4 protein-coding genes and 3 pseudogenes are annotated in these 4224 nt (G+C 44.7%); 5 read left to right on the top strand and 2 right to left on the bottom strand.

Annotation, left to right across the window (positions count from 1 at the left end):
* Positions 1-141: 141 nt before the first annotated feature.
* From O9323_RS15650 to O9323_RS15640, 3 genes are all read left to right on the top strand, one after another.
* Positions 142-795, top strand: coding sequence for an MBL fold metallo-hydrolase (locus O9323_RS15650; protein WP_288125397.1), 654 nt, complete (start codon positions 142-144; stop codon positions 793-795).
* 22 nt (positions 796-817) lie between these two features.
* On the top strand, positions 818-1369 hold the full coding sequence (locus O9323_RS15645; protein ID WP_002756060.1) for a rhodanese-like domain-containing protein: 552 nt from the start codon (positions 818-820) through the stop codon (positions 1367-1369).
* A 188-nt stretch (positions 1370-1557) separates the two neighbouring features.
* Positions 1558-2436, top strand: coding sequence for a sulfite exporter TauE/SafE family protein (locus O9323_RS15640; protein ID WP_002756059.1), 879 nt, complete (start codon positions 1558-1560; stop codon positions 2434-2436).
* A 27-nt stretch (positions 2437-2463) separates the two neighbouring features.
* Here O9323_RS15640 and hemC read toward each other — a convergent pair whose 3' ends face one another.
* Positions 2464-3423, bottom strand: a complete 960-nt coding sequence (gene hemC, locus O9323_RS15635; RefSeq protein ID WP_024968936.1) for a hydroxymethylbilane synthase — start codon at positions 3421-3423, stop codon at positions 2464-2466.
* A gap of 215 nt (positions 3424-3638) precedes the next feature.
* Here hemC and O9323_RS15630 point away from each other — a divergent pair.
* Together O9323_RS15630 and O9323_RS15625 are read left to right on the top strand one after the other, a co-directional pair.
* Positions 3639-3901, top strand: a pseudogene (locus tag O9323_RS15630) (hypothetical protein).
* Between the two features lie 33 nt (positions 3902-3934).
* Positions 3935-4084 (top strand): annotated as a pseudogene (locus O9323_RS15625) (serine/threonine-protein kinase); the annotation flags it as partial.
* A gap of 6 nt (positions 4085-4090) precedes the next feature.
* Here the strand turns inward: O9323_RS15625 and O9323_RS15620 are convergent.
* Positions 4091-4224: pseudogene (locus O9323_RS15620) on the bottom strand (IS630-like element ISMae24 family transposase); the annotation flags it as partial.

Genomic DNA, 4224 nt, shown 5'->3' with positions numbered 1-4224 from the left:
GAGAAGATGCAAGGGTGATGCAAGGGTGATGCAAGGGTTTTAAGAGATTCTAGCAGATTTAAGTGCATTTGGGAAGCTCTCAATCAAGCTAAAAGCCCTTTCCTGTAAGGTTTTTACCATTATTCAGCAAACCCTACTTATTTGATTGCCGATCCCGTCAGCAAGGAAGCGGCATTAGTGGATCCAGTGCAGGAACAGGTGGAAAGGGATGATCGGCAATTACGGGAGCTAGGATTAACGCTAAAATATTGTTTAGAAACCCATATTCACGCCGATCACGTCACAGGAACTGGAAAATTAAGGCAAATCACAGGCTGTCTGGGTATAGTTCCCGAAAATGCTCAGGTAGCCTGTGCTGATCGCCATCTGACGGATGGAGAGGAATTATTGCTAGGAAATATCATCATCAAAGCGATCGCTACTCCTGGCCACACCGATAGTCATCTAGCTTATTTAGTCAATAACAGTCATCTTTTGACAGGAGATGCTCTATTTATCCGGGGTTGTGGTCGTACCGACTTCCAAAGCGGCGATGCTGGTACTCTCTTTGATTCGGTCACGCAAAAACTTTTCACTCTCCCCGATAGTACCCTAGTTTATCCCGGCCACGACTATCGCGGTTTAACCGTCTCCACCATTGCCGAAGAAAAACAATACAATCCCCGTTTTGTCGGACGTAACCGCAGACAATTTATCGAGTTTATGAACAGTCTTAATTTACCCGATCCCAAAAAGATCATGGAAGCTGTTCCCGCTAACCAAGGCTGCGGCAATTTAGGAGTTGTTTTAGCTTAAATATCCATTCAGGAGATTAACGATGACTAATACCACAAATCAGGCAAAATTACGAGAATTTGATGCCCATACTTTAAAAAACTTAATTGAGCGCCGAGAAGTTTGCTTAATTGACGTGCGAGAACCAGGGGAGTACGCCAGCGATCGCATTCCAGGGGCGAAATTAGTACCACTTTCCAGTTTTAACCCTAATTCGATCGCTTTTGACCCCAATCAAACCCTAGTTCTCTACTGTAATTCCGGCAGCAGATCCACTGTAGCGGCACAAAAACTGATTGCGGCAGGATTTAGCCAAGTTGCACAGCTAAAAAACGGCTTAAATACCTGGAAAAGTGCGGGTTATACCACCGAAAAAGACCAAAATGCGCCAATTAGTCTATTCCGTCAGGTGCAGATTGTTGCTGGTTCCTTAGTTGTCCTCGGAACAGTATTAGGAGCCTTTCTCTCGCCTTGGTTCCTGATTTTAAGCGGTTTTGTCGGTTCCGGTCTAGTTTTTGCGGGGATTAGTAATACCTGTGCTTTAGCTATGCTTCTGGCTAAACTTCCCTATAATCAACCCCATCGGGGGAAATAGGGGGTTGGGTGTGGGAATTATAAATTATGAATTATAAATTATGAATTGGGAAGTGGGGAAGTGGGGAAGTGGGGGAATTTCAACTAAAACCCCAACACCCTAAAACCCCAACACCCCAACACCCTAAAACCCTATCACCGTATCTCCTGACGACTGACGACCGATAGCTAAAATAACTGATAACTGAAATGACTTGGTTAATTGGACATTTATTAGCCGTTTGTACGGGGATTAGTCTGGGATTGTTAGGAGGAGGAGGTTCTGTACTAGCATTACCGATTCTAGTCTATGTGATGGGAGTACCGACCAAATCGGCGATCGCTATGACGCTTCTAGTCATCGGTAGTGTCAGTTTACTTGGCACGATTCCCCACTGGAAAAAAGGGAACATTAACTTAAAAATCGCTTTTATCTTCGGTTCTGCGACGATGGTAGGGGCTTTTTGGGGAGCAAGATTAGCCACATTACCCTTCGTCACTGCCACCTTCCAGATGCTCCTGTTTGCGACACTAATGCTTATAGCGGCAGCCTTTATGATCGGCAGATCAACACAGATAGATAATCCTGATTATAAAGCCCGCGATCGGCCAAAAAATCTCACCCTCTACCCCCAACCGGTCTGTCAATATTGCTGGCTCTGGTTAATGAGTGAAGGAATTGCTGTGGGTGTCCTGACGGGATTAGTTGGGGTTGGGGGCGGCTTCGCTATCGTTCCCGCGCTGGTATTATTGGGTAAAATCCCCATGGCTCAGGCGATCGCTACTTCGCTGCTGATTATTTCCCTCAATTCTGTAGCCGGATTACTGGGCTATTTAGGTCATATTAGCGTCGATTGGCAGTTAACCCTATCCTTTGCTTTTGCGGCTGCCCTCGGTACTCTTATCGGTTCCTATCTAGGACAGTTTGTGTCTGCAAAACAGTTACAAAAAAGTTTTGGTTATTTTCTCTTAGCGATCGCAACTTTAGTTTTAATTCAAAATCGTCACATCCTGCACAATTTCCTGACTCCGAAAAGCAATTCTCTCATCCCGGGGGAAAAGACTATCAACCGAACCAAAGTTAATTAAGACTGATAACTGATAACCGATCACTGATTATCGTCCCACTTCAGCGAAAATCTCGGCTAAAATCTCTCCAGCACCAGCATCGCGCAGTTTATGGGCTAAATCTCGTCCTAAAGCTTCCCCATGGCTAGGATCACCGCTAACCGAGTCCTTAATCAGGCGCTTACCGTCGAGACTAGCCACCATACCCGTTAAAGTTAGGATACCATCCTCGATCGCCGTATTCACTCCGATGGGAACTTGACAGCCCCCCTCCAACTCCCGTAAAAAAGCGCGTTCAGCATAGCATTTATCGCGGCTAGGGGCGTGTTCCAACACTTTTAGGACTTCCAAGACCTCCGGATCAGCATCGCGGCATTCTATCCCTAAAGCCCCCTGTCCCACCGCATGGAGAGAAATTTCCGCCGGAATAACCTGATGAACTCGATCGCCTAATCCTAACCTTTCCAATCCCGCTACTGCCAGAATAATCCCATCGTATTCTCCCGCGTCCAATTTTGCCAGACGGGTGTTGACATTGCCGCGCACATCTTTGAAAGTCAGATGGGGATAATGGTGACGCAACTGGGCCAATCGACGCAGAGAAGAAGTCCCAATTACTGAACCTTCTGGTAAATTATCTAATTGATAGTCTTGATTTTGGCTATTTACCACCAAAGCATCGGCCGGATTAACTCTTTCCGTGACGCAACCCAAGATTAAGCCTTCGGGCAAATTAGTGGGCAGATCCTTGAGAGAATGGACGGCAAGATCGATCGATCTATCCAACATTCCCACTTCTAATTCTTTGGTAAATAAACCCTTATCACCGATTTTCGCCAGGGCCACATCGAGAATTTTATCGCCTTGGGTACTCATCGTCTCCACCTCAAACTGTCGATGGGGGTGGTGTTTACTCAATTCTGCCTGTACCCAATAGGTTTGTACTAGGGCTAACTGACTTTTACGCGAACCGATACGCAGGGAACGAGGAGGACTAGAAACGGACATATCTGAAGTAGGAATTTAACTAAACATCTATCGGACTGCTCGATCTAGACTATCCTGATCTCACCCCTGTTGAGTAATCACTTTCTAGGTTAGGCATAAATAGTTACATCTCTTAATATTTTTAGGCAAATAGGGTGAGCATTATTCCCCACTGACAGCAAAGCTGAAAGCCTAGATTAAAATAGAGGGATAAACGTTGCAACAGGGTCTAACTAATGACATTACAACACCCTTGCTATAACAAAGAAAAATTTGTCCGACGTGGACACGAAATCTATCAGTCTCAGGTGCGTCAGCAAGTTGAGAAGGACAATCATGGGAAGATTGTAGCTATTGATATCAAAACAGGTGCTTTTGAATTAGCAAAAGATATCCTCACAGTTTCCAACGATTGACCGATGCTCAAATTTGGTTCGTTAGAATCGGACATCGAGCATTTGATCGAGTCTGTTTGATTGGGGCGAATTTGCTGCAATGATTAGAGGTAATGTTAAATCGTGGAGTTATTATTATGCTAGACCAAATGATGAAGATGTTAGAAGGGCAACAAATAGGCCCCTATCGTCTTAATAAGTTTCTTGGTGCGGGTGGTTTTGGGGGTGTATTTCATGCTAGTGAAATGGTCAGAAATACATCGGTTCAAGAAGTTGCTGTTAAAGTTAAGTACCTAGGCAAAATTAATTACATACTCGCCTCCAAAATTGTCCAGCACTTTTTTAACGTAAGCGAGGAGGCTCTTTCGGTCTTTATAGGCGCTAAATTCAATCCATTCATATTTTAAAAATCGACCTAATATTTCAA

Source organism: Microcystis sp. LE19-131.1A (assembly GCF_027532015.1).
In the GTDB taxonomy this organism is placed as follows: Bacteria; Cyanobacteriota; Cyanobacteriia; order Cyanobacteriales; family Microcystaceae; genus Microcystis; species Microcystis ichthyoblabe_A.
This window is presented reverse-complemented; position numbering and strand designations above follow the sequence as displayed.